The sequence below is a fragment of the Terrisporobacter glycolicus ATCC 14880 = DSM 1288 genome, from assembly GCF_036812735.1.
GTDB lineage: Bacteria > Bacillota > Clostridia > Peptostreptococcales > Peptostreptococcaceae > Terrisporobacter > Terrisporobacter glycolicus.
This window is the reverse complement of sequence record NZ_CP117523.1, coordinates 486,218-510,730: the sequence shown is the minus strand read 5'-3', so window position 1 is coordinate 510,730 and position 24,513 is coordinate 486,218. Positions and strand designations below refer to the sequence as shown.

26 protein-coding genes are annotated in these 24,513 nt (G+C 27.6%); 4 read left to right on the top strand and 22 right to left on the bottom strand.

Features of this window, described 5'->3' with window-relative positions:
• Window positions 1-54: 54 nt before the first annotated feature.
• The 9 genes from TEGL_RS02655 to TEGL_RS02615 all read right to left on the bottom strand — a co-directional run bounded on the left by TEGL_RS02655 (window position 55) and on the right by TEGL_RS02615 (window position 8,767).
• Window positions 55-1,353 (bottom strand): ABC transporter substrate-binding protein, encoded by a 1,299-nt coding sequence (locus TEGL_RS02655; RefSeq protein WP_027626968.1) that lies wholly within the window; start codon window positions 1,351-1,353, stop codon window positions 55-57.
• 17 nt (window positions 1,354-1,370) lie between these two features.
• Window positions 1,371-2,168: a Cof-type HAD-IIB family hydrolase gene (locus TEGL_RS02650; protein WP_027626969.1), complete on the bottom strand. Its 798-nt coding sequence runs from the start codon at window positions 2,166-2,168 to the stop codon at window positions 1,371-1,373.
• 156 nt (window positions 2,169-2,324) lie between these two features.
• On the bottom strand, window positions 2,325-2,900 hold the full coding sequence (locus TEGL_RS02645) for a glycerol-3-phosphate responsive antiterminator (RefSeq protein ID WP_027626970.1): 576 nt from the start codon (window positions 2,898-2,900) through the stop codon (window positions 2,325-2,327).
• Window positions 2,901-3,075: 175 nt separating this feature from the next.
• Window positions 3,076-4,233: a hypothetical protein gene (locus tag TEGL_RS02640; protein ID WP_027626971.1), complete on the bottom strand. Its 1,158-nt coding sequence runs from the start codon at window positions 4,231-4,233 to the stop codon at window positions 3,076-3,078.
• A gap of 213 nt (window positions 4,234-4,446) precedes the next feature.
• Entirely contained in the window at window positions 4,447-5,202 is a 756-nt protein-coding gene (locus TEGL_RS02635) for an ABC transporter ATP-binding protein (RefSeq protein ID WP_207637450.1), read from the bottom strand.
• Window positions 5,202-6,272: a FecCD family ABC transporter permease gene (locus TEGL_RS02630; RefSeq protein WP_154653297.1), complete on the bottom strand. Its 1,071-nt coding sequence runs from the start codon at window positions 6,270-6,272 to the stop codon at window positions 5,202-5,204. The genes TEGL_RS02635 and TEGL_RS02630 overlap by 1 nt, the downstream gene beginning before the upstream one ends.
• A gap of 4 nt (window positions 6,273-6,276) precedes the next feature.
• Window positions 6,277-7,374, bottom strand: a complete 1,098-nt coding sequence (locus TEGL_RS02625) for an iron ABC transporter substrate-binding protein (RefSeq protein ID WP_051149959.1) — start codon at window positions 7,372-7,374, stop codon at window positions 6,277-6,279.
• A gap of 44 nt (window positions 7,375-7,418) precedes the next feature.
• The gene (locus tag TEGL_RS02620) at window positions 7,419-7,943 is read right to left on the bottom strand and encodes an FmdE family protein (RefSeq protein WP_027626975.1); all 525 of its coding nucleotides are present in this window, start codon (window positions 7,941-7,943) and stop codon (window positions 7,419-7,421) included.
• Window positions 7,944-7,954: 11 nt separating this feature from the next.
• Window positions 7,955-8,767: a class I SAM-dependent methyltransferase gene (locus TEGL_RS02615; RefSeq protein ID WP_018590947.1), complete on the bottom strand. Its 813-nt coding sequence runs from the start codon at window positions 8,765-8,767 to the stop codon at window positions 7,955-7,957.
• Window positions 8,768-9,036: 269 nt separating this feature from the next.
• On the opposite strand from TEGL_RS02615, the gene TEGL_RS02610 reads away from it, so the two are divergent.
• Window positions 9,037-9,717 (top strand): Crp/Fnr family transcriptional regulator, encoded by a 681-nt coding sequence (locus TEGL_RS02610; RefSeq protein ID WP_081650696.1) that lies wholly within the window; start codon window positions 9,037-9,039, stop codon window positions 9,715-9,717.
• Between the two features lie 100 nt (window positions 9,718-9,817).
• Here the strand turns inward: TEGL_RS02610 and TEGL_RS02605 are convergent, their stop codons facing one another.
• The gene (locus TEGL_RS02605; protein ID WP_027626976.1) at window positions 9,818-10,123 is read right to left on the bottom strand and encodes a DUF1540 domain-containing protein; all 306 of its coding nucleotides are present in this window, start codon (window positions 10,121-10,123) and stop codon (window positions 9,818-9,820) included.
• A gap of 230 nt (window positions 10,124-10,353) precedes the next feature.
• On the opposite strand from TEGL_RS02605, the gene TEGL_RS02600 reads away from it, so the two are divergent.
• From TEGL_RS02600 to TEGL_RS02590, 3 genes are all read left to right on the top strand, one after another.
• Window positions 10,354-11,550 (top strand): PucR family transcriptional regulator, encoded by a 1,197-nt coding sequence (locus TEGL_RS02600; protein WP_027626977.1) that lies wholly within the window; start codon window positions 10,354-10,356, stop codon window positions 11,548-11,550.
• A 10-nt stretch (window positions 11,551-11,560) separates the two neighbouring features.
• Window positions 11,561-12,316: a creatininase gene (locus TEGL_RS02595; protein ID WP_242827338.1), complete on the top strand. Its 756-nt coding sequence runs from the start codon at window positions 11,561-11,563 to the stop codon at window positions 12,314-12,316.
• Window positions 12,317-12,412: 96 nt separating this feature from the next.
• Window positions 12,413-12,922, top strand: coding sequence for a hypothetical protein (locus TEGL_RS02590; RefSeq protein ID WP_027626979.1), 510 nt, complete (start codon window positions 12,413-12,415; stop codon window positions 12,920-12,922).
• Window positions 12,923-13,527: 605 nt separating this feature from the next.
• Here TEGL_RS02590 and trxA read toward each other — a convergent pair.
• The 12 genes from trxA to TEGL_RS02530 form a co-directional block, all read right to left on the bottom strand.
• Window positions 13,528-13,842, bottom strand: coding sequence for a thioredoxin (gene trxA / locus TEGL_RS02585; protein ID WP_027626980.1), 315 nt, complete (start codon window positions 13,840-13,842; stop codon window positions 13,528-13,530).
• Between the two features lie 19 nt (window positions 13,843-13,861).
• Complete coding sequence (locus TEGL_RS02580; protein ID WP_027626981.1) at window positions 13,862-14,734, bottom strand: NAD(P)/FAD-dependent oxidoreductase; 873 nt, start codon at window positions 14,732-14,734, stop codon at window positions 13,862-13,864.
• Window positions 14,735-14,749: 15 nt separating this feature from the next.
• On the bottom strand, window positions 14,750-15,226 hold the full coding sequence (locus TEGL_RS02575) for a glutathione peroxidase (RefSeq protein ID WP_027626982.1): 477 nt from the start codon (window positions 15,224-15,226) through the stop codon (window positions 14,750-14,752).
• Window positions 15,227-15,338: 112 nt separating this feature from the next.
• Complete coding sequence (locus TEGL_RS02570; RefSeq protein WP_027626983.1) at window positions 15,339-15,770, bottom strand: MarR family winged helix-turn-helix transcriptional regulator; 432 nt, start codon at window positions 15,768-15,770, stop codon at window positions 15,339-15,341.
• 168 nt (window positions 15,771-15,938) lie between these two features.
• Complete coding sequence (locus TEGL_RS02565) at window positions 15,939-16,376, bottom strand: gamma-glutamylcyclotransferase family protein (RefSeq protein ID WP_027626984.1); 438 nt, start codon at window positions 16,374-16,376, stop codon at window positions 15,939-15,941.
• Window positions 16,376-17,017, bottom strand: a complete 642-nt coding sequence (pcp, locus tag TEGL_RS02560) for a pyroglutamyl-peptidase I (protein WP_027626985.1) — start codon at window positions 17,015-17,017, stop codon at window positions 16,376-16,378. The genes TEGL_RS02565 and pcp overlap by 1 nt, the downstream gene beginning before the upstream one ends.
• A 33-nt stretch (window positions 17,018-17,050) precedes the next feature.
• A complete protein-coding gene (locus tag TEGL_RS02555; protein ID WP_018590944.1) occupies window positions 17,051-17,980 on the bottom strand; it encodes a DUF979 domain-containing protein in 930 nt (309 codons plus the stop codon).
• Window positions 17,980-18,669 (bottom strand): DUF969 domain-containing protein, encoded by a 690-nt coding sequence (locus TEGL_RS02550; protein WP_027626986.1) that lies wholly within the window; start codon window positions 18,667-18,669, stop codon window positions 17,980-17,982. The genes TEGL_RS02555 and TEGL_RS02550 overlap by 1 nt, the downstream gene beginning before the upstream one ends.
• Window positions 18,670-18,985: 316 nt before the next feature.
• Window positions 18,986-20,944, bottom strand: a complete 1,959-nt coding sequence (locus TEGL_RS02545) for an SHOCT domain-containing protein (protein WP_027626987.1) — start codon at window positions 20,942-20,944, stop codon at window positions 18,986-18,988.
• A gap of 354 nt (window positions 20,945-21,298) precedes the next feature.
• Window positions 21,299-23,167, bottom strand: coding sequence for a sensor histidine kinase (locus tag TEGL_RS02540; protein WP_161618797.1), 1,869 nt, complete (start codon window positions 23,165-23,167; stop codon window positions 21,299-21,301).
• Between the two features lie 329 nt (window positions 23,168-23,496).
• On the bottom strand, window positions 23,497-23,955 hold the full coding sequence (locus TEGL_RS02535; protein WP_034855012.1) for a YdeI/OmpD-associated family protein: 459 nt from the start codon (window positions 23,953-23,955) through the stop codon (window positions 23,497-23,499).
• Between the two features lie 25 nt (window positions 23,956-23,980).
• Window positions 23,981-24,364, bottom strand: coding sequence for a VOC family protein (locus tag TEGL_RS02530; protein ID WP_027626989.1), 384 nt, complete (start codon window positions 24,362-24,364; stop codon window positions 23,981-23,983).
• Window positions 24,365-24,513 lie beyond the last annotated feature (149 nt).

Here is a 24,513-nt window from a genome sequence, read left to right as displayed (position 1 = left end):
TATCTTTATAATAAAAGGTAGAAATTATTTTTCTACCTTTTATCAAAATGAATTTTATTGTTTCTCTAGTAATTTATTAATTTTATTTTGTGCATCTGTTAATCCATCTTTAGCTGATATTTTGCCACCTAGAATTTGATCTCTTGTATCTAACAATATTTGTTCTGCTTCAAGACCAGCATCTCCCGGGAAAGATGTCCAAGATACAACACCTTCTATTTGACTTGTAGCTGCTTTCATCATTTCATTTTCTTTTAAGAAATCTTTTAATCCGTTTTTAGCTTCTGCCACATCTTTTCTTGGAGGCACATAACCAGTTCCTATAGTCCATTCAGCCATAGACTCTACATTATATAAGTATTTTTGGAATTCCCATGCTGCTTTTTGCTTTTCTTCATCTTGGGCTGTAATTGCAAGGAAACATCCACCTGCTGGTAATCTTACATCTTCACCTTCCCAAACTGGTGAATTAACTGCTGCCACATCAAAAGATGCACCTTCTTGTATACTTGCTCTTCTTGCAATTGTGGTATATAACATACCTACTTCACCATTTATAAACGATTGAACACCTTCATCCCACGATATATGTAATGCTTCTTCATTTTTAACCATATCTGCATAAGCTTCATATGCTTCTATACCTTTTTCAGATGCAAATGTCGCTTTTCCATCAGCTATCATCCTAGCTCCGTTACTTTCTAATAAAGCTTGTGTCGCCCAGTTATCAGCTGGTTCTTGTATATAAACACCGTATTTTTTAGATTTCTCTTTTATCGTTTTAGCAAATTTTTGAACTTGTTCCCAAGTTCTTGGACCATTTTCATCCAATCCACATTCTTTTAATATATCTTTATTTATGTATAATACTGGTGTGCTTAAAGAATAAGGTATACCAACTTGACTTCCTTCACTGTTTTTAGCAAGATCTAAAATATTTGGTAAGAAGTTATCTTCTAAAAATGTTTTATCCTCTGGAAAATATTTATCTATTATGTCTTGAGATTTTGTGTATGCGAAATTATTTGAAAAATAATCTAAAAATGACCAACCAACTTGTATTAAATCTGGTGTAGAGCCTGTTGCTGCTTCAGCTTGAAAGTTTTGTAATAATCCCTTATACATATCTGGATTGTATTTAGCTACTACTTCTACTGTGTCACTTTGTTTGTTGAACTCCTCAACTAATTTATCTACACTTTTGCCACCTTGAGTTTCAGCATTCACATGCCAGTACTCTATTTTTACTTTTTTATCAGATGATTGTGCACTACTTCCACCATTATTACATCCAACAGTAAATAATGATAATACACTAACTAAAGAAAGTATTTTAACTAATTTTTTATTCATTTTCTCTCTCCTAATTATTACATGAATTTTTTTAGTATTTCTATAACACCATTCTCGTAATCTTCTTTTGTTATATAATCGGCTATTTCTTTTAGATCATCTACTGCATTGTTAACAGCAAAACCAATATCAGCTACTTCAATCAATTCTTTATCATTCATATGATTTCCAATAGCTATGATCTCCAGATTTTCTATGCTTAAATGTTCTTTTAATATCTTCAATGCTTTTCCTTTTGATATATTACTTTGAACTATTTCAAAATAATCGTCTTCCGAAATCACATACTTAAATTTCTCTCTTATGGAGATATCTAGATTGCTCCAAGCCTTCTTGTATCGTTTTACATCTCCAATTACTAATACTTTGTTTACTTTTATATCCGTTTCAAACAAAGATTCATCTACTTCTTCACACTTTGTAATTTCTTTTTTCTCATATACAGCAATTCTTTCTGTATATTTGAAACAAAGCACTTTCCCATTAACATAAAATATTATTGAAGCACCAAATTTTTCAATTTTTCTTAAAAAAGATAATATTTCAGTTAATGAAAAAACCTCCGAATAAATTTTTCTTCCTTTTATATCTATTATTTTAGCTCCGTTATAAGTTATATAAGGTGCATTAATACCTACTTTTCTAGCTACTTCTATACTTGTCTCTATAGGTCTTCCTGTAGCTATAGTAAATATATTTCCCTTGCTTTTAAATTCTTCCACGTTAGATATAAGTTCTTTTGATACCTCATATCCATCACAGTCACTATTGAATAAAGTTCCATCTAAATCGGATACTACCATTTTTATACTCATGCAAAACTCCTTTAACTAAAAATTGTAAAGTTAACCTCCTCTCTTACTTATTTCACAATTAACGGTTTTCTCCAGTCTCCACCACTAATCATAAAATTCGCTTTGCTCATGTGACCAAAGAGATGTCTTCGCTAAATAAATCTATCCGTATAATTTTTATTGAATTATTTCCTTATCTATTTTCATATTCCATAATGCTTCCTTACTAAATGATATGGCATCAGCCCCACATCTTAAGCCTTCAATGATTTGTTCTTCTTTATCTATCAATCCACCAAGAATAATTGGTTTATTTATTTCTTTTTTTAATTTATTTACAATTTCTCCACATAAAGCAGGCATAACTTCTACCATATCTGGATCATTTTCTATAATACTTGCTATAGAATTTTTCAGAGATTTGCTGTCGATTAAAAATATTCGTTGTATTGTCATTAGCCCTCTTTTTTTAGCAGCATTTAATACTGTACTTTTAGTTGATACTATTCCCTTTGGGTTTATATTATCTTTAATAAACCTTACTGCTTCAACATCATTTGAAAGACCTCTTAATAAATCAAAATGTATAAATATAGGTTTATTGTCATTATTTTTCTTAAATTCTTCTTTTATTAAGTAACTTAATTTTACTTCCATTAATATAACTGCTGAAACATTAGATCTTACAGCTTTATCTAGATTCTCAGATCTTGCGGCAGCTATTAAAGGATTTTTTATTATATTCTTTTTCATACTTAATTCCCTTTTCCCATGCAATATTTTTATTACATTTATATGTTAACAATCAAATGTTAGGTATATATTAAATTCTTGTAAGGTTTTATCTTTTTTTGTTAATTATTGGTTAATATGATTTTTATATATTTTCTGTAAAATAAAAAATAAGCTAAAGGTATAAACCTTTAGCTTATAAATTATTTATAATAACTTCTGCTTCATCACTGAAATTATTATAATCATATTCATTTTTAATATGGTCGATGTTGTCTACTTTGCCATTTGCCAGTTTATATATTTCCTCTTTCATGACATCATAAATTAATTCATTACTTTCTACCCTATCTTTCCAATTAATATGTAACTTATTTAAAAGCACTCCTTCTAATGAACCTACATAGTAATATAAGTTTTTATCCATGAATCCATTTAGTCCAGAACCTTTAACAAAATTATCTAATGTTTCTTTAGTAAATACATCTTTAAATCCTAATACTTTTCCATCTACAGTGAATGGTGGCTTTACAGTATCTCCAACTAAACTAGCATAGCTATATTCTACATACTGAGCACATCCTTCTAATGTTTCAACTTGCTTTTCTTGCTTCATATCTGGAAATTTATCGTAACGATGTTCTCTTACTGTAACATAATCATTTAAAACATTTATTAATTCATCTCTATTACTTATTTCATTAGCTTTGTCCAAAATAGAAAACTCTAATAATAAAAGTTGATATTGATCTTTATTTCTTTTGTCTATAAAAATATTAGAAGATAAGTTATCTACATTTTTCCACAGATGCACTTGTCTATATTCATGAAATACTTCATGCATTAAAAAATATTTAAATGACTTTTCTGTATTCATTGTTTTAGCATTCAAAGGATTATACTTAAAAAGAGTAACATGTTGATTTCCTATCTCTGAAAAAAGAAAATTTACTGGCATCCATGTCTTAAGTAGATATGGAGATAAGAAGGATACTCTATAAATAGGTGGTAAATTCATTTCTTTAGGAACTTCTATTTTTTTAGAGAATATTGAATTTTCTAATTTATCAACTCCTACAACATATGAGTATGCATGTAACATTCCTCTATCCTTGTTTACTGGAGTTAATACAAGTGGTATATTATTAAAATTATATCCTTCTTTCCATATATCCTTCGAATTATTATCATATGTTTTATAAACTTGTGATAGTTGCTTTATCATATTCTTATCCATGTCATTTAATGAGCTATATTCTGTATTAAATAGCTTATTAAGTCCTATTGCACCTATCATTCCTAAAAGTAAAATTAATAAAATTATGCTGAAAAAAATCTTAATATTATGTTTCATACTGTCTCTCCTTATATAGTATTCTACAGTCACCAAATGCTGAAGAATATTATACTTTTTATTTATAAGTATTAATTATAACTATATTTCCTAATTAATACACTTTTATTTTACACTATTAGACTTATCCATTTATTAACTAAATCTTAATAAAATATTAAGTTTAGTATAAACATAATTTTTACCTCATAATACAATATTTTTAACTAATTTTTATATTAAAGGTATAACTATACTTTTATTATTATAAGTTTTTACTTCTACAGGTACCTTATATACCTCTTCAATATTTTCAGGAGACATTATCTCTATGCCGCCATAATTATATATTTTTCTATCTTTTAAAAATATGAATTTATCACAATATCTTAATGCTAAATTTAAATCATGTATTACAATTATTACAGAAATATTATTTTCATGAGCTATCTCATTAACAGTTTTCAATACTTCAAGTTGATTTTTTAAATCTAAATTGCTTGTTGGCTCATCTAGTAATAAAACCTTAGGCTGTTGTGCCAAAGCTCTCGCTAGCATTACTTTTTGTAACTCTCCTCCACTAAGTTCATCTAAATATCTTAATGAAAAATCTTCTAACCCCATTCTTTTTATTACATCTTCAACTATTTCTATATCTTCTCTAGTTTCGCTAACTTTTATATAGGGCTTTCTCCCCAATAATACAGCATCAAATACAGTAAATTTAGTGGCTTCGTTTTTTTGAGCTACATAAGCTATCTTTTTTGCAATATCTCCTTGTTTGAGCTGAAGCACATCTTCTTCTTCCACATAAACACTTCCCTGTTGTGGAGAAATTATTCTATTTAAACATTTTAGCATGGTGCTTTTTCCTGCTCCATTATTACCAAGTACTGCTATGCACTCTCCATTTTCCACATCAAACTTTATATCATCTAAAATCTTAGCATTATGTTTGTATGAAAATTTTAAGGAATCTATTTTTATCATTATTTTTCAACCCCTTTAAATAAAATATATAAAAATAGTGGTGCTCCCATAAAAGATGTTATTGTTCCTATTGGTAAAATAATTGGAGATATAACCATCCTAGCTATAGTATCACTAAATAACAATAAGAATGCTCCCAATATGGCTGATGCAGGTATTAAATATCTATAGTCGTTTCCTACAAATTTTCTCATTATGTGAGGCGCTATTAAACCTATAAAGTTAATTATTCCAACAAAAGACACAATAACCGATGCTGTCAAAGAGCTTATTACCATACCTACAATTCTCATAGTCGGTACATTTACTCCTAATCCTTTTGCTGTTTGCTCTCCACTTTCTAATGCATTATAGTTCCAACGATTGTACATAAAATATATAAGTGCGAGTCCAGATACTACCGTTACAATTAATATTTCTCTCCATGAAGCCCTTCCTAAATCTCCAAAAGTCCAAAATACTATAGCTGCAACCTGAACATCATTGGCGAAATACTGAATTAAAGCTGTCGCTCCAGAAAATAATGAACTTATGGCAACGCCTGCAAGGACCATTGTTTCAGGAGTTACTTTTTTAAATCTAGAAAGTAATAAAATAACAGCTGTAGCTCCCATAGATCCAATAAAAGCACATATACTTGTCATATAAGGATTACTTATTGCTACAGCATCCGCTGTATTGCTTTGTATAGAACCTGCTCCAAAATATACAATAGCCAGAGCTGCTCCAAAAGCTGCTCCTTGAGATACTCCTAATGTTGATGCTGATGCTAAAGGATTTTTCAAAATACTTTGCATTACACATCCTGTAATAGCCAATCCTACTCCAGATACTATTGCCATAGCAGCTCGTGGTAATCTTATATTGTATAAAAGCATATTACTCTGTTTACTGCCTTGTCCTACAAGAGTTTTTATTACTTCTATTACAGACAAATTAGATGAACCAACACTGATTGCATATAGTCCCATTCCAGCAGTAAGTAAAAATATAATAAATAATATTAATCTTTTTTTATAAACATACTGATTATAGTCATTTAATACTCCATGCTGTTTAATTGCTAACATCCAATCACTCTCCAATAGTAATAGGCCCAAATCCTAATCCTTCTTTTTCAAAATCACTATATAACTTTTTACCTAAAAACTTTTGGTAGATTTCATCAGCTTTTTCTTCAACATTTACATCTTTAAATTGTTCTGGATATATTATAGAACCTGCATAGTAAGCATCTGCAATGGCAATTTCCACATTAGTTGTATACCAGTTATAAGATGGCTGAGAATAAACTTTCTTATTTTTTACAGCACTTAAAGAATTATAAAAATCAGGATTTTTCTTATAATCTTTATTTACTAATTTCATATTTTGAGGATTTAAGAATATTATATCTGGGTCCCATGTAGACACTTTTTCCAAATCTACTAATAAAGCTCCCTCTTTCTTAGTTTCATCTACCACATTTTTTGCATTTATTGCCTCAAAAGGAGGATATTTTCCGTAAGTTCCTTCAAATCCGTGCTCTCCTCTAAAACTTACTGCACCAGTGTATACTGTTGGCTTATTTTTATCACCTATATCCTTAGTTCTATCATTTAAATCTTTTTCTAATTCATCCATATATGTAATTAATTCTTTAGCTCTATCTTGTTTTCCAATAACTTCACCTATTAATTCCAATGATTTATCCATGTTTTTATCAAATATACCGTTATAAGAAACTGCAACTACAGGAACTCCAGTTTTTTCAGTAAGATCTTGTGCCATATCTTTATCATAAGCAGCTATGATAACATCTGGTTTTGCTTTTATTATTTCTTCTTGATAAGCAGTGCTACCATTACTTCCTCCTTCACCTACTACAGGTAATTTAGCAAGTTCTGGATAAACATAACTATATGGTCTAGAAATAGCTATTTCACTTTCCAAATTTTCTACCCCTACTACCTTATCACTTCCTTGCATATAACATACCATTCTTAAAGCTCCAGCACCTAAGGCCACAATAGAATTCGCTTGGCTAGGTATTTCTACTTCTCTTCCTAAAACATCTGTTATTTTTTTTGTTTTAGATTCATCTTTTTCTTTTTCATTGGAAGTCTGGCTACATCCTGTAATAGCCAACATTAATATAAGTAACATAGGTAAAATACGTTTAATAATTTTCATTTTTATCCCCCTTTTTTATCTTTTACATTTGTATATTTTAACTTTTACCATCCTCTATTATATGGATTAAAGCAATCTTCACATACAACTTTCCCACCTTGTAAATGTATTTTATGCTCTGGTGCCTTTTCTTTACAACATTGGCATTCTATACTAGTAAAAATACGTGCTTGTTCTGGTAAATCAAATTTAGGTACAGAAAAATCAAATACTTCATCTATAGGTCCTTCTAAAATAAATTTTTGCTTTTCTTGTCTATCGTCTGTATGACTTACTCCCTTAAAATAAAGACGTAATTTTTCACCATTCTTTCTATTAAAAAATGAAAATGCTTGTTTTCCTGTTCCTCTATAAATCAAGTTTCCTTTACCTATGGAACACCCTAATAAAGATTGAATTGCATCTACTCCACAAGCGTCATTTTCTGTAATACAAACTATTTCCTCATCTTCTGCACATCCAATACCCATCTTTTCCATTGCTACCTCACATGCTCTTACTCCTATTGCAAGACCTGGACACTCATGTCCATGAAAACCTACTGCTTTTTCCCATAATTCTTTCTTCATCTTATATCCTCCTATACTTGCCAATATATAGTCGCTATAGTTGTATTTACTTTTTCACCAACTATTCCATCTTTACATATTGACTCTAAATATTTTTTAATAATTTTTTCTTCCTCTAAAGTGATCTCCTTGTATGATTTAACTCTGTTTATATATAATCCAAAAGCTTCTTCAAGTGTTTTTTCCATATGCCATACTTGTTTTTCATATTCCACCTTTGGTTCATATCCTTCTAGCCATAACATCTCAAATGCATAGGCAACGTCCATATCATAACTTTCTTTGTTTTTACTTATACCTACAAGTTCTTTTACTTTATCAGACACTGGATCATTTCTTCTTGTAGACTTACACAATACACAGTATTTTTTACTAGCCTTTGATAGCTTTTCAAAAGTTTCTGCACTATTTATAGCTGGTGTCATATGAGCAAAAACTAAATCAAACTTATTGTTAAATTCATGCTTTGATAGATCAAAGCTACTCCAGTCTTCACAGTAAAACTCCACATTACTTGCTTTATATATTTCTTTATTATTATTTGCATTTTCAATCATCTTTGGTGATAAATCAATCCCTATAATATTTTCGCACAAATTAGATAAAGCAATGGAATACTTTCCACTACCACAACCCACATCTAAAACTTGAGAATTAGAATTTATCATATCATTCTCTGATACAAGTTTTAAAAATTGACTATCTTCTACTGTAGGTACCGTAAACTTATTAAAACTTTCTGCCATAGAATCCCATAAATCTACACTCACCTTTTTATTAAAATCACTATTTTTCCACTTATTACGAATATTATCTAATTCCATTTAACCCCTCCATATAATAAAAAAAGACGCCATTAAGTTAGCGTCTTCATAACAATTTTTTAGCCTTCAGGCTAGAGATTATTTCATCATTAAATTTTCAGATTATATTTTTTTAATAACATCATTTAATATTAATAATAATTTAACTATTTAAGTTTGTGTGTTGCAAATGTAACACTTTTATCATTTTTCAAAAAAATTGATGTTTTTTAACGAAAGTTAATATAATATTTAAATTAGTAAGGCATTTAATCAAATAGGTGGTGAATATGATGATTGATATATCTAGTGATATAAATTTGCTGACTAAATTTAATATATTTTCAAAATTCCCATTAGATCAGTTAGAACATCTTTTAAACTGTTGTGGCGCATATTATAAGTCTTATGAAAAAAATGAAGTTATTTATTTCCAAGGAGATGAGATAAATTTTTTATGCATAATAATCTCAGGTAGTGTTTGCATAGAAAAAGTAGATATCTTTGGAAATAATGCATATATACTAGATTTTTATTTAGGGAATTTCTTCGGTGAACAAATGATTTTAGACACACCTTCCATAAGTCCATATACCTACAAATGCTCTACAAAGTGTAAAATTTTATGTCTTCCTTTTCATAAAAAATATAGCACTAATAATTGTAGAAATACTTGTGAATGTAGAGTTTTGTTTAGAGAAAATTTACTTAACCAAATTGCTAAAAATAATCTATTATTTATAGATAAACTTGAAGTATTATCAAAGAAAAATATTCGTGAAAAAATAATGACCTTTTTAATTAATGAGTCAGATAAGTGCAATTCTAACAAAGTTCAAATACCATTTAGCAAATCGAAATTTGCTGATTATTTGGGTGTAAATAGATGTTCACTAATGAGAGAATTATCTAATATGAAAAATGATGGCTTAATTGAATTAAATAATAAAACTTTTACTATTTTAAAATAGTTGCTCGTTTATCATTTTAGTAAATATTAAATATGTTATAAACTTATTTTAACAAAATAAAGGTATTATCAATAATAAAATTGATAATACCTTTATTTTGTTACTCACATTCAAATGTATTACAACATGCATTTTGAACATCTATTTGAACATTATCTGCATGGCATCCTTTATTTTCGTTATGTACACAATTATGAGCTTCGCATTTTATATTACATACATCTGTATTTAGAGCATCTATACTATTCACAAAGCTACTTTTTGCTTTATCTACAAAAGTTGTACAAGTAGTATCTAAATTTTCCACAGCACTATGTCCACCTACATTTATGGCACCTGCTTTACATTCATAACCAAAATTATGTGCACAATTTGTTACATTACAGCTTAAATCTCCACTTTGCATTTTTTTACCCTCCTTAGAAATGTTTCTTTATATTATTTCCCAAAAATCAAAAGAAAATGCTAACTCAAATGTAGTATTCTATGCACATAAAATAATAATGAAATTGTATCTTAAGTACAATGACTAAAAACTTATTATTATGATAGCATGAGTATACATAATCTCTATTTAATAGACAGTTTTTGTTATAATAATATTATTATTATAACAAGAAAGGAATCATAACCCTTATGATTAACTGTCAGGATTTATTAAATTTAGAAATATTCAAAAATATAAAATTGTTAGCAGGTGAAAATGGCTTATACAAAACAGTAACTTGGCCATATATATGCCAATCTATAGATTTTTATAAATGGATAAATGGTGGTGAGCTACTTTTCTTAACTGGAATGGGAATGGATTTAAATGAGGACAAACTAATTAATCTAATATATAAGTGTAGGGAAAAATCAATCTCTGGATTAGTAATTTTGACAAGTGATGAATTTATAAAAGATATTTCTCCTCATATAATCAATTTATGTGATGAAATAGATTTACCCTTATTTAAAATGCCTTGGAATTTAAAGATTGTAGATGTTAGTAAATCAATTTCAAACTATATAATGAAAGAAAATTTTAAATCTAATACTGAAAAAGAACTTTTAAAAGAACTTATCTTTAATAAAGACTTAAATATGGAAAAAATTCATGAACTTATAAGACTATATAATATAAAAAGCAGTAAAATTTACTGTTCCGCTATTTTTAAAACTTCTAATATCAATCTTATTGATATTAATCAACTTGTTTCTAAAATTAAGAGTAAGATTTCATCAAATTGTAATACTTTTATGATCGATGTTTTAAATAATGAGATTATCATAATAATTGGTACAGACTCTGAAGATTTATACTTAGAGATAAAGTCAAATTTAAAATATATTCATAATGAATTTAACAAAAATAATAATATATTTTTAGTATTTGGTGATATATATAAAAGTTTACTTTCTATAAAAGATAGTTATTCTGACGCCATTAAAGCTTATGAACTTTATGAATATAACAATTGGAATGATAATTATATTGATTACTCTACTTTAGGATTTTATAAGATTTTATTTGAAGTAAATTCTATAAATAAACTAAGAGGTTATTGTGAAGAATCTTTAGCACCTTTAATAGAAATTAGTAAAAGCAGTAATTTAAACTTACTAGAAACTCTAAGGTGCTATTTAACTAATGATTGTAACTTATTAAAAACTTCTCATGAATTATTTATTCATAGAAATACATTAATTTATAGATTAAATAAAATTAAAGAAATGCTAAAAAATGATCTGGAAAATGCCAGATACAAAAACGAATTACTTAATTCTCTTATGATAAGAGATTATTTAAATTATATAGATTACAAAAACAATAAACTTAAATATATTTAGGAGGATATATATGACTTTAGTGGCAAACATGACTTGGTATGAATTTAATGAAAGAAAAGACAAAGATGTGGTAATACTACCTGTAGGTTCTGTTGAACAACATGGACCTCATCTACCTTTATTTACAGATACTATTATATCAGAAGGTTTTGCAAACCTTTTAGGTGATAAAGTAAATGGTATTGTTATGCCGTCTATAAATTATGGATACAAATCACAACCAGCTTCTGGTGGGGGTCCATTATTCCCTGGTACAATAGACTTAAATGGAACAACTTTAATAAATTTAGTAAAAGATATAATAGAAGAGCTTATTAGAGATGGTGTTCGTAAAATAGCACTAGTTAACTCTCATTTTGAAAATCAAGCTTTCTTATTAGAAGCAATTGATTTAGTAAGCAAAAATATGCCAGCTGATACTAAAATCATAATGATGAGCTGGTGGGATTTAATAACTCAAAATACTATTGATAAAATATTTGATGAAGTTGAGTTTCCAGGATGGGCACTTGAGCATGCAGCTATTACAGAAACTTCTTTAATATTAAAATTTAGACCTGATCTTGTTCATATGGATAGATTAATCGATGAAAAAATCGATGAAGTTCCTACTTATCAAGTTTATCCTATTCCAAAAGATTTAGTACCTCAGTCTGGTCTTTTATCTATTGGTAGAACAAGTACTAAAGAGAAGGGCGAACTTATTATTGAAGAAGCTTTAAGTAAAATGATTGAAATAGTTAATAAAGAATTTATATGTAAATAGATAATTCTAAATTAAAAGGTAAATTTATACATGATTAAAAAGTCTATTATTATGAATAATATTAATAATAGACTTTTTTATTATGGAGGATTAACAATGAAAAAAGCAATTATATCCATGCTTATTTTTTCTATAACTTTTACAAGTATAGGGTTTAACTTTAATAAAGTTTATGGTCAAAATCTTATACTTGAATCTAGTAATCAACAACCCGCTGATAAAGAAAAAAAATATTTAACTCAACTGCAAAGTATTTCTAGTCAATTAGATATACTTGCTGCAAACACATTAGATAAAATAACTAATAATGATGATAAAACTCCTCTTGTAAAAGATGCTTCTTTTATAAAATCTCAGATTAAAGAATTAAGGTTAGAGTTATCAGAATATCATAAAACAGAAAGTGGAGATATAGAAAAAAATCCTATATCACTAGCACTTTTAAATTCATTAAATTTTTATAGTATGTCACTTTCGTATTTGTTATCAGTTATAGACGCTACTGATTCTTCTTCTGAAAGTAAATCTTTGCAATATTATTACACAAACAAATCTCTTGGAGACTATATGCTATTATGGGTTGAAAATCAACTAAACAAAAAATAAACGCTAAGTTTATAAAACTTAGCGTTTTTTTGTATATCTAATCAGGATAACGTTATCCACAAATCATATTTTATTGCTTTTTTATTTATCCCCAGTATCAATGGTAAATTATATATTTATGTGGATAAATCTAATTAATTGTTCTGAATTGTAATTATTATTTGCTATTTCATCTTTAATCTGCTTAATATAATTTACTTCTATTTTATTTATAGATTTAAATTTTTTCGAATAAATATAATCTAAAAAGCTTAAGTTTTTCATTATAATTATCTTTTATTTTTATAGTTTCTCATGATTATAATCCCCATCATTAGTATATAAGTATTTATAAATGGTATGTTTTTACATAATACCCACCATAATTATATATAATGTAAGTCTGATTCTGTAATATCAAACCCTTAAAAGATTCATTAGAGTATTTGTAAACCAGTAAAGTAAGTTATTTGTTATGATTTAATTATTCATATTAAATGTAAAATTATAACTTGAACTATAAAAAATTAGATAAAAAAAGAACTAACAAGCTAATAGCTTAATAGTTCTTATATATATTAAGATTTTAAAAAGGGGGTTAAAATCTTTTGGGGCATATTTTAATTTTATAGATAATTTTCTATATTTGATTTAATTACATCTTTAGGTAAGAAACCAACCATTGTTTCTACTGGCTGTCCATTTTTTATGATAGTCATTGTCGGTATTGATTGAACTCCATATTCCCTTGCAATATCTACACTTTGGTCAACATCAACTTTTATAAATTGTGTTTTTCCTTCCATTTCATTTGATAATTCTTCAAATATTGGAGCTAGCATTTTGCAAGGTCCACACCAATTTGCAAAGAAATCTACTACGACTATTCCTTCTTCTTTTATTGCTTCTTTAAATTCATTTGAATTAACTATTTTAGCCATTTTTTATCTCTCCCATTTATTATTTATTATTTCTTCTTTGTTCATCTAAGTAAGATACTGCAGAAAGGGCTGCTATATTACCTTCTCCTGCTGCTTTTATATATTGATATGGTGTTCCAACTATATCTCCTGCTGCAAAACACCCTTTTAAGTTTGTACTCATTTTTCTATCTACGTCTATATGATTTCCGTCTAATTGTAAGCCTGGTACTAATTGACCTGGAGATATGCTATCTCTAAGTATGAATATACCATCAGTTTCTATTTCTCTATCTTTTAATACTAGTTTTTCTACAAACTTATCTCCTACTATTTCTACTGGAGTATCTTTTATTATTTCTATTGAAGAATCTACCTCGACTTCTTCTTTGTACATAGGTATGTAGTATACCTTTGAAGCTACTTGGGCTATAAAGTTTGCTTCTGACTCTTCATGTTTGTTATAAGCAATTATAGTAACTACTTTATCTTTGTATAAAGGAGCATCACATGTTGCACAATATCCTACCCCTCTACCTAAAAGCTCTTCTTCTCCTTTTAACGGTTTCCCAAAGTTTACCCCTGTTGCTAGTATTACAGTCTTTGCTTCGTAGTTATTATTTGTTCCCATTAGGGCAAAATAATCGCCCATTGAATATATGTTATTTATTTTATCTTCTGTTATATCTATGTCCATTGATTCTAAGTGTTTAGCAAACTCATCTCTTATTTCCAATCCACTTTTACCATAGAATCCTAGGTAGTTATTAACTTTATGAGCCTTTACTAATTTGGGACTTATTTCTTTGCTACCAAATATTTTAAATGTTTTTTTTCTTATACTTGCATTTAAAGCTGCAGATACACCTGCTGGCCCACTTCCTATTATTGCTATATCTATTCTATCGCTCATTTTTGTACCTCCTGATTATTTTAATAAGTTTTCTATATCATATTTGATCTTTAATGGTTCTACTGTTGGTGCATATCTTTTTACTACATTTCCTTCTGAGTCTATTAAGAACTTAGTAAAATTCCATTTTATTTCTTTACCTAGAAGTCCTTTTGCTTCATTTTTTAAGTATTTATATAAAGGATGTGCATTATTACCATTTACATCTATTTTTTCAAACATTGTAAAACTTACTCCATAATTTAATTGACAAAATTCGTGTATTTCTTCATTACTTCCTTTTTCTTGGTTTGCAAATTGATTACAAGGAAACCCTAAAATGTCTAATCCTTGATTCTTATACTCTTTGTATAATGCTTCTAAACCTTCAAACTGTGGAGTTAATCCGCATTTACTTGCTGTATTTACAACTAATACAACCTTTCCTTTATAATCACTCATACTTACTTCTTGCCCATTCATCTTATTTGCTTTAAAATCGTAAAATCTCATATTAATTTCTCCTATCTGTAATTTACCCAAATTTAATTTAGTTCAATCAATCTTTTTATATTTTAGAGTTAAATTCTTTACTGAATTTAACTCACTATTATTTTTAGTAATTTTAGTCTAACATATTTAACAATTTATCTATTTGTGTTTTTACACAAGATAAGTCTACCTCTTGACCACAACATAGAGTATATATTTGTTCTGGAACATCAAGTATTTCCTCTTTCATTGATCTTCCCTTTTCTGTTAGCTCTACTGTGACTACTCTATCATCTTCTTTATTTCTATATTTTATTACTAAATCCATAGATTCTAATTTTTTTACTACAGGTGTTAGTGTACCAGAATCTAGATGTAATCTCTTTCCTAATTCTTTGAAGCCTATTTTTTCTTCTTCCCACATTACTAACATGGCCACATATTGTGTATAAGTTAGTCCATGCTTATCAAGTAATGGTTTGTATCGTTTTATAACTTCTCTTGATAGTGCATATAGAGAAAAACATAGTTGATTATCTAATTTTATCGCTTCATATTTATCCAAATTACCAACTCCAATTTATATCAATTTAATTTAACTCAATTAATTTATGTTTTTATTATATATTCATATTTTATGTGTGTCAAGATTCTTTATTAATTTTTTTATACTTTATTATTTTGTATAAAAACCCTATGGAATTAAATCCTCATAAGGTTTTTATTTATTTTATTATAAGTTCTGGTATAACATATATTCTTTCCAGTTTCCAGATTTTATATATAATGCTTCTTTATTAAATAAGTCATCTTTATCTTTATTATAAAAATAAACAAAGCATTTTTCTTTTTCTTTAGTATGAATATTTTCCACTTCTAAAAGTACCTTATGATATTCATTTTCTGGATTTTCATATCCTAAGAAACCTTCCATCTTATCCATTGCTTTCATAGTTTCTTCATAAACATCTTCATTTATAGTTACTATTTCACCTACAACTGCATTATTACCATGTATTATGGCTGGATATCCTTTATAAGGCATATGATATAATGACATATTTTCAATTTTCCCTGGTTTTAGGTCATATACTTTCCCCTGTAAGTATTTCTCATAGTTAAAGAATCCTTCTCTTAAACTTCCATAAACAAAAAAGTTAGTATTTTTCATTAACAAATTTCTCCGCCTATTACTTTTACATCTTCATCATATAAAGTACAAGCTTCTAGAGCAAACTCTAATCCTTTTACTATTTCATCTAAAGACATAAACGGTGTGTTTTTCTTATCAATAACTTGAGATGTCATATAAGGTATGTGTATAAATCCACCTTTTATATTTGGATATTTTTTGTCTATCATATATAATATTCCGTACATTACATGATTACATACAAAAGTTCCTGCTGTATTAGATAGAGTAGCTGGTATATTATTATCATTCATATGTTTTACCATAGCCTTTACTGGTAAATTAGAGAAATATGCAGCTTGTCCATCTTCTTGTATTATTTCATCTGTAGGTTGATTTCCTTCGTTATCTTCTATTCTAAAATCATCCATATTTATAGCTACTCTTTCTGGAGTTATATCAAATCTTCCTCCTGCTTGTCCCACAGATATTACTACATCCGGGTTATGCATTTCTATAGCTTTTTCTATGGCTGCAACTGATTTATTTTTAACTGTTGGTATAGTTATTTTTATAATCTCAGCTCCATTTATATTATTTCTTACTCTTTTTACAGCTTCTTCAGCTGGGTTTACAGGTTCTCCTCCAAATGGATCAAATCCAGTTAATAATATTTTCATAGTCAATCCTCCATGAGTCCTCTTTTATTTTAATTAAAATCCTAAAGTATACATTAATACAACGTGAACTGCTAATAATGTTAAAGCTATTGGTGCTTGTGCTTTTATTACTGCGTTTTTGTCTTTAAGTTCTAATAATGCAGCTGGCAACACGTTAAAGTTAGCAGCCATTGGTGTTAGTAACGTTCCACAATATCCTGCTGTTAATGCAAGTATAGAACAAACTGCTGGATCTCCACCTTGTGCAAATACAAATGGTATACCTACACCTACTGTAATAACTGAGAATGCTGCAAATGCATTACCCATAATTGCTGTAAATACAGCCATACCTACACAGTATGCTATAACTCCTGCTAATATACTTCCACTTGGTATAACACCAGATATCATTGAAGATATTTTATCTCCCACACCTGCTGCTGTAAATAATACTCCTAGTGAAGCTAATAGTTGAGGTAGTATTGTAAATGAACCCATTGATTGATACATTCTGTTAGTATCTTCCAATAGCTCTTTTGGTTTTGCTTTAGTTATCATAAACGTTACTAATAAAGTTACTGTAGATGATATTCCTATAGCTACTGTTCCAGAGAAAGATGTGAATTGAGCTACAAGCATAGCTATAACTGCTATTGATAAAGAAGGAATAAATATTTTTAAACCTAACTTTTCTGCTTTTAACTGTGTAAATGTTTCATCTAGTTGTTTAAACGTTCCAATATTTATTTGTTTAGTTGCTGATAAAACTGCTATAACAACTACTAATAATCCAACTATTGTACTTGGGATGTATTTTCCTACAATAAATACTGCTGCTAATATACCCCAAAACATTGCTGTACCTATTCTCGTTTTATGATTCTTATCTTTTAGAGTAAATACCATGGTAATTCCCATGTATAAGCCTAACATAATGTAAAATACTTCTAATAAGATATTTGAAACTTGCGTCATATCCATTATGCTACACCTCCTGAACTTTTCTTTCTATTTTCATATTTTTTCTTTAATTTTCTATCTAATAATATATTTTGCCCAATCCACATTGCTAAAGCTATTACTGCTACTGGTATTGCAACTTTTGATAATTGTAATGTATCTACTGGCATTCCTAAACCTTCCATAGTAGATGCAACTAAAAGTATTCCTGCATTCCCAATAAATATGTTCTGAGCGTAGAAATTACCTATGTTATCAGATGCTGCTGCATAAGCTTTTATTTTATCTAAATCTTCTTCTTCTACCTCATTGTATTTAGCAATTGCTGCACCTTCTGCCATTGGACTTACTAAAGGTCTAACGAATTGTGGATGACCTCCAAGAGTAACTCCCATTCCTATAGTTAATTCTCTTACGAATGTATATCCACTTAATAATATTCCTGTTGATAAAGAACTTGCTTTTTTTATAAGCATTATTGCTTTGGCTTTTAATCCATATCTTTCACATAGTCCTATAATTGGCACTGTAAGCATAAATAAACACGTCGTTCTATTTGTGATAAACGCTTCCCCAAGTGTGCTTAAAATTTCCCCTATTCCCATCTGAGCTACTAAGCCCGTACTTATCCCTGCTGTTACTATGACAGCTATTGTGTCTAGTTTTAATGTAAAACCGACGATTATTATTAATATTCCTATTAATTCCATATTGTACAAAACTTCCTTTCTTACAATTTCGTTATATTTTTTATTTAATTATATAATTGTTTTTCATTAATGTAAACAATTTTCGACATTTTCTGATTATTTCCTGAATTTCTATGGACTCTTAATATTCAATCAATTACAAATATTATTCTATTTAAATTGCTCTTTCTAGTTATTAAAAACGTTGAAATTTCAATGAAAATATTATTTATGTGTGTATAAATACAATGATTAAAATTAAAGGGACTGCGCAAGGCAATTTTTTTATAAATTGCTACACAGCCCCTTCATAAATAATTACATATAAGCACAATTCTTATAGTAATTCCTTCTTACGTTTATTAAATTCTTCTTCCGTTATTGTTCCCTCATCTAATAATGATTTAAAATTCCTTAACTGTTGTGCTATAGTTTGGTGAGAGCTATTATTTTCATTTACTTTTGATATTTGTTTGAAATTAAACTTTATCATTATTTCTTCTATTTTGATTTGTTCCTCCTCTGGTGTCATTGAACCTTCAACAATTTTCCTTCTTAATTTAACTACTTCTGGAGCTAATCTAACTCCTATACCATTGGACTTTATTCTTTCTAAAAAGAAGTAAAGACTGTCTCTATCAGTAATTTCTTTATTTAAATAATTATTTAAACTAGCTTTTTGATTTATTTCATAAACACCATTTTTATTTGGCTCTCCATATTTATCCGATAATTGTATTTTTTTACCAATATAATTAAACCTAATTAAATCATACTTTCGTCTACCTGATTTATATTTTGAGCCTGTTCGGTTACGCATTTTTCTCATATTATTATTTGATTTTGATAACTTTTCATAACTCATAGATTTTATTTTACTTTTTAGATTACAAAAGTCTTCTTCAGTCATTTCTATATCTGATTTAACTACTTTTATAAATCCATCTTCAATTTTAATAGAATCAGATTTTTTTAATTGATTATATGCTGTTGAAAAGTTAATATCGCTAATTTCTAATATATTTGCAATTTCCCTTCTCATCTCATAATTATTGTCTAAATCGATTAATTCTATTTTTTTAAATATCTTAATTAAATCGTTTGAGTATTCTACATTTCCTAAATCAATTACATTATCATAGTATATATTTGTATCTTCATTTATAATTTTTTTAAGATTTTTAGTATCTCTAATTTTAGCCCAAGATAAATCTATCTTTTTAGTTTTTGATTTTCTTAAAACCTCCATTAAATTTTCATTATCAACATTAGGCAGAGACTCTATTACCCATAAATTATTTGCCTCATATTTAACACTATATTCCTGATTTACATCAGTATCTGTACAAATGCCTTTTATATATCCTTCATCAACTATACCTAAATGTGGCAGAACTAAGTTTGCAATCCCTATTTTTTTATTATTTTCATCATAGAAAATAGCTTTTATGCTTCCGTCTATATGATACATTGTATTGTTTTTTACTTTTACAGTTATTTCTCTAGCTCCTGTTTCACTAATTACTAAGTTTGTTTGTATTATTTCCATACCACTAAAAATTGCTTCTTTTGAAATTATATTGGAAGTTACAGCTTTTGATAATTCACTATGCAACCTTCTAAAACTATTTTCTTTTTTAATTAAATCTGAACTTGCATTTATTTTAGTATTATTTAAACTTTGCCTATTATCTTCTTGTTTTATGGATTCTCTTCGATTATCTGCAATATCTGAAACTAAACCTATAGTTTTTGTTATCTGGTATATTTCCATTTGACAACAGTTTTTTAATTTTTCTACACCATACCAAGAAGCTTGCTCCTTCTCAGATTTAGCTTGTCCCTCTTCTTTTAATATTATTGGTTTTAACTTTCTGTTTATTTGTTTGATTGGTGATTTAATTAAGATTATTCCTATAGTAAAGACGATTACACACAGCAACCCCATGAAATTCATTTCATTATCTGTGATACCTGAGCCTCCATGACTCCATTCATAATATGACGTAGATATAAATATAAAACTAATTAAAGATATGATTGTAATTACAACTCCAATTTTTAACTTTGAATTATGTTCTTCTTTCCTTTTTTCTAGTTCTTCTTTAATTATTGTTTCTAATAAAATAATTACTGGTATTATAATCATAACTATCAATGCTCTTAGCATATACGAATTTATAATAAACTTGTTCACTATACTAAATTCAAACAAATGATTTATAGTACAAAAAACAAATGCACCTATTATCCATAAATAACTAATTGTTTTTACAATATTCTTTTTATAATCCATGCTGGTAACTCCTTCATTTTAATACAATTATTTGTATTATACTAGAATCCTTATTATTACTTTATAATAGTTTATTTTTTTAACTATTTGTATTCTAATATTTGCTTCATCTTCTTTCAATAGTAGCATTTTCCATTGTCTTGTACTGTCGAATTTAGTTGTTTAAGTATTTTTTTATGTATTATTTGATATTTATTGTAAAAAAAACTACCAAGCTATAAACTTGATAGTTTTTTATCTTTGTTAATCTATATTTTTTTCATCATCTTAAATGTTTATAAACTTAATTTTATATTAAAATAATCAAACTAGGCATGCTTAAATTTCCACACCTAATTTATGTATGTAAATTATTTATACATATATATCTGAGAATTCAATATTCATTCTGTCTATTTTTGCTTGTGTAAAACCTATCTTTGTAGCCGCTACCTCGTCATTTTCCATCCTGTCCGGCAGACTTATTACAAATTCACTTCCTTTACTTAACTCACTATTAAGTATTATTTTTCCACCATTTAATTCAACTAATGACTTTACTAAGAAAAGGCCTATTCCACTTCCCTCATGTTCTGTCTTCATTTTATTTTTTACTTGTCCAAATCGTTCAAACACTCTGTCCTGTTTTGACTTAGGTATTCCTATTCCATTGTCTTTTATACTTATTTGTATATTATTCTTGCAATTTATATTAACTTCAATATTTCCATTAGCTTTGTTATATTTTATAGCATTGGATAATAAATTTAATATGATTCTCTCCATATTATCTAAATCAAAACTAATTATTTTTTCTTCCGTATCTGTATCAAAAATTATATTCATATTGTTCATATTCACAAATTGTGATACAGACATACATATATTCTCTACAAAGCTAATAATATCGTGATTTTGTGGATTATATGTAAAGTTACCACTATCGATTTTGGTTGTATCTATTAAATTATTTACTAATTTTAATAATCTGTAGCTATTTTGCTTCATAATATGTGTATATCTATAGAAGTATTCTTGATCTTCACTGTCTAACATATCAATTTTTGCTGATAATAATTGTATACAACTCAATATTAAGGTGACTGGTGTTCTTATTTCATGAGATACATTTGCAAAAAAATCCATTCTTAAAGATTCTAGTTTCTCCTCTAATTTCTTACGTGCAGTTATATCACTTATTATGCCTATTTTTTCAACTATTTGTCCATTACCACCTAATACAGGTACAAATCTACTTTGTATCCACTTATCAAATTTACCATTTCTAACTCTAGCTATATTTGAGGTAATTTCTAAATTGTTGTAGTCTATACTTCCATCTATTAATTCTATATTCTCCCACTCATTGTGCCATAAAGTTATATCTTCATATAGACGTTCTGGGTTAAATCCAAATATTTTTTCAAACGAATTACTGATATAAATACATTTTTCTTTATTTCTTATTATTATTGCATCATCTATATTATTAGATATTTCTAGAAAAAATTGTTCATTCTTTTTTATATCGTCTCTTAGCTGTACTTTTTCATTTATATCTAGCCCCAACCCAATAGTACCTTTAATTTCTCCATTTTCACCTATTGTAGGCCACTTTACAGTTTGAAGATATTGAACTTTATCTTCTGCTAATATAACTTGACTCTCAAAGTCACACTTTTTTTCTTTTTCAATTACTTCTTTATCTTCATGTATAAATTGATGTGCGGTATTTTCAGGCCAAATATCATAATCCCTTTTTCCTATTATGTGTTTATATGTTAGATTAGCTAACTCTACAAATTTATTATTTACATCAACATATTTGCCATCTTTATCTTTTATCCATGCAAAAAATGGTGCAGTTCTAATAATATCTGATATTCTTACTTCTCCTATATTTAATGTTCTTAATATCTTAAATTTTAAGTAAAATCTGTCATTTTTACCGTTATATAGGTCTACATTTATGAACAATTCATTTTTACCAATGTAGTGTTCATATGAATATTTCTTACTTAAACTAGATTTATCAAGTATCTCGCCAGAATTTATAGTTGACCTACATTCCCATGGCAATAGGTCTAATATATTTATTTCATACTGTTCTGACAATTTTTCATAAGATTTATTCATGTCTATAATTTTTATCTTGTCTAATATTCCATTGCTATTTTTAACTTCAAAACAAACATATGCATCTTGACTACCTTCAATTATATCCCTATATATTTCCTCCAACATATACTCCTCCATACTATAAATTAATATATTCACCCTACCATATTACGGTTAATGCGTTTGTATTTTGAATTTATATCAAATAAAAGTAATAACCCAAATTTATCTAGGCTATTACTTTTAATTTAAATGTCTTAATAACTAAAGTTTTTTATTAAATTTTAATAATATTTCCTTACCTTTATTTTAATTCAAGTTTCTAAAATATAAAACAAAAATACATAATATACTGGAATTTTTTTGATAAAAAGCCTACTCTGTCGTAATAAGAGCGGGCTTTCTTAATTATTATTTAATTAGGATAAATTTCCTTTTATTCTTCAAAAATATCCTTACAGCTTAGTATTGGTTTCTAACTTTAAAATTGCATCAGCAATTCTTTTTCTTCTTGTCTCTTCTTTTTTAGCGCTTGTTATCCATTGAAAGTATTTTCTTTTTGTTGAATATGATAAGCTGTTATAAAACTTTAATGCTTCTTCATTTTGATATAATTCATTTTTAAAATCTTCTGGCAGTCCAATTTCACGAATTTCCTCATCTTTTTCAACTTGAACAAATATACTATCTCCAGGACCTTTTCCCATTTGATTTCTTATGTCTTTAGTTATGCCTATCATATAACATTCTTGTCCCATTCTTACGATAGAACCTCTATAGTCTATGTCATCAAACTTAACTTTTACCTTAACCCTCTTTGCTTCAAATTCTTTTTCCACATCAAATGGAATTTCAATAAAGGCTGCATCTTTATCTGGTACTTTTCTTATTACAGCTTCAAACTTATAAATCATGTGGTACTCCTCTAATTATACTTTTTTAATATTTATCTTCTCTAACTAAGTACTCATTTTTATCTTGATCTGCAAAATTAAACATTTTTCCATATGGCATTATCATTAATTTTCCTACATTAACATCTTTTGATTTTAATTCATTATAAGTAGTTTCTATATCATTTGTACTTAATATTATGTTTGGGTGAGATACAATCTCATCCGGTTTTTGAGTTAACATTAATTGTTTTTCGTATATTACAAAAGACGTAAACTCGTCTTCACTAGGTCCAACTTCTAACCACGTCATATTTGGACCCATTGGTTGTTCTAATTTTATAACAAAGTTCATTTTTTTAGTCCAAAACTCTTTAGCTTCTTCTTGATTGTTTACGTAAATTGTTATTTTCCCTATTTTATTTATCATTTGTTTGCCTCCTAAAATTTTACTTATTACTAGCTTTTTACAGTACTGATTTAAATATTCCTTAATTTTGTTGTTATCATTAGAATTTAAAATAATTTAATCTATGTCACCTATTCTGTAATAAATTTATTCAAATTACTATTATATTT

Excerpts from the sequence above, each read along its gene's own strand:
- TEGL_RS02610 (WP_081650696.1), top strand. The coding sequence starts at position 9,037 with ATGATGATTGATATATCTAGTGATATAAATTTGCTGACTAAATTTAAT.
- TEGL_RS02545 (WP_027626987.1), bottom strand. The coding sequence starts at position 20,944 with ATGGATTATAAAAAGAATATTGTAAAAACAATTAGTTATTTATGGATA.
- TEGL_RS02605 (WP_027626976.1), bottom strand. The coding sequence starts at position 10,123 with ATGCAAAGTGGAGATTTAAGCTGTAATGTAACAAATTGTGCACATAAT.
- TEGL_RS02535 (WP_034855012.1), bottom strand. The coding sequence starts at position 23,955 with ATGATTTATAAGTTTGAAGCTGTAATAAGAAAAGTACCAGATAAAGAT.
- TEGL_RS02650 (WP_027626969.1), bottom strand. The coding sequence starts at position 2,168 with ATGAGTATAAAAATGGTAGTATCCGATTTAGATGGAACTTTATTCAAT.
- TEGL_RS02630 (WP_154653297.1), bottom strand. The coding sequence starts at position 6,272 with ATGTTAGCAATTAAACAGCATGGAGTATTAAATGACTATAATCAGTAT.
- TEGL_RS02655 (WP_027626968.1), bottom strand. The coding sequence starts at position 1,353 with ATGAATAAAAAATTAGTTAAAATACTTTCTTTAGTTAGTGTATTATCA.
- TEGL_RS02615 (WP_018590947.1), bottom strand. The coding sequence starts at position 8,767 with ATGGAATTAGATAATATTCGTAATAAGTGGAAAAATAGTGATTTTAAT.
- TEGL_RS02595 (WP_242827338.1), top strand. The coding sequence starts at position 11,561 with ATGACTTTAGTGGCAAACATGACTTGGTATGAATTTAATGAAAGAAAA.
- TEGL_RS02620 (WP_027626975.1), bottom strand. The coding sequence starts at position 7,943 with ATGAAGAAAGAATTATGGGAAAAAGCAGTAGGTTTTCATGGACATGAG.
- TEGL_RS02625 (WP_051149959.1), bottom strand. The coding sequence starts at position 7,374 with ATGAAAATTATTAAACGTATTTTACCTATGTTACTTATATTAATGTTG.
- TEGL_RS02530 (WP_027626989.1), bottom strand. The coding sequence starts at position 24,364 with ATGATAAATAAAATAGGGAAAATAACAATTTACGTAAACAATCAAGAA.
- pcp (WP_027626985.1), bottom strand. The coding sequence starts at position 17,017 with ATGAAAATATTATTAACTGGATTTGATCCATTTGGAGGAGAACCTGTA.
- TEGL_RS02590 (WP_027626979.1), top strand. The coding sequence starts at position 12,413 with ATGAAAAAAGCAATTATATCCATGCTTATTTTTTCTATAACTTTTACA.
- TEGL_RS02635 (WP_207637450.1), bottom strand. The coding sequence starts at position 5,202 with ATGATAAAAATAGATTCCTTAAAATTTTCATACAAACATAATGCTAAG.
- TEGL_RS02550 (WP_027626986.1), bottom strand. The coding sequence starts at position 18,669 with ATGGAATTAATAGGAATATTAATAATAATCGTCGGTTTTACATTAAAA.
- TEGL_RS02540 (WP_161618797.1), bottom strand. The coding sequence starts at position 23,167 with ATGTTGGAGGAAATATATAGGGATATAATTGAAGGTAGTCAAGATGCA.
- TEGL_RS02555 (WP_018590944.1), bottom strand. The coding sequence starts at position 17,980 with ATGGATATGACGCAAGTTTCAAATATCTTATTAGAAGTATTTTACATT.
- TEGL_RS02575 (WP_027626982.1), bottom strand. The coding sequence starts at position 15,226 with ATGAGATTTTACGATTTTAAAGCAAATAAGATGAATGGGCAAGAAGTA.
- TEGL_RS02640 (WP_027626971.1), bottom strand. The coding sequence starts at position 4,233 with ATGAAACATAATATTAAGATTTTTTTCAGCATAATTTTATTAATTTTA.
- TEGL_RS02600 (WP_027626977.1), top strand. The coding sequence starts at position 10,354 with ATGATTAACTGTCAGGATTTATTAAATTTAGAAATATTCAAAAATATA.
- TEGL_RS02645 (WP_027626970.1), bottom strand. The coding sequence starts at position 2,900 with ATGAAAAAGAATATAATAAAAAATCCTTTAATAGCTGCCGCAAGATCT.
- trxA (WP_027626980.1), bottom strand. The coding sequence starts at position 13,842 with ATGGCTAAAATAGTTAATTCAAATGAATTTAAAGAAGCAATAAAAGAA.
- TEGL_RS02580 (WP_027626981.1), bottom strand. The coding sequence starts at position 14,734 with ATGAGCGATAGAATAGATATAGCAATAATAGGAAGTGGGCCAGCAGGT.
- TEGL_RS02565 (WP_027626984.1), bottom strand. The coding sequence starts at position 16,376 with ATGAAAAATACTAACTTTTTTGTTTATGGAAGTTTAAGAGAAGGATTC.